The 516-nt window shown below is 58.5% G+C and carries 1 rRNA gene; it reads right to left on the minus strand.

The window, feature by feature from the left end:
- A 23S ribosomal RNA gene (locus HMPREF2883_RS01820) occupies positions 1–516 on the minus strand; the annotation flags it as partial.

Here is a 516-nt window from a genome sequence, read left to right on the forward strand (position 1 = left end):
GTCCGCGGCTTCGGCGGTGTGCTTGAGCCCCGCTACATTGTCGGCGCACGACCACTTGACCAGTGAGCTATTACGCACTCTTTCAAGGATGGCTGCTTCTAAGCCAACCTCCTGGTTGTCTGCGCGACCGCACATCCTTTCCCACTTAGCACACGCTTAGGGGCCTTAGCCGGCGATCTGGGCTGTTTCCCTCTCGACCACGGAGCTTATCCCCCACAGTCTCACTGCCACGCTACAACCCAGGCGGCATTCGGAGTTTGGTTGACGTCAGTAACCCTGTAAGGCCCATCAGCCACCCAGTAGCTCTACCTCCGCCGGGCAACACGCAACGCTGCACCTAAATGCATTTCGGGGAGAACCAGCTATCACGGAGTTTGATTGGCCTTTCACCCCTACCCACAGCTCATCCCCCCAGTTTTCAACCTAGGTGGGTTCGGTCCTCCACACGCTCTTACACGTGCTTCAACCTGGCCATGGGTAGATCACCCCGCTTCGGGTCCAGAACGCGCCACTACA

This window comes from Actinomyces sp. HMSC075C01, assembly GCF_001812965.1.
Taxonomy (GTDB): domain Bacteria; phylum Actinomycetota; class Actinomycetes; order Actinomycetales; family Actinomycetaceae; genus Actinomyces; species Actinomyces acetigenes.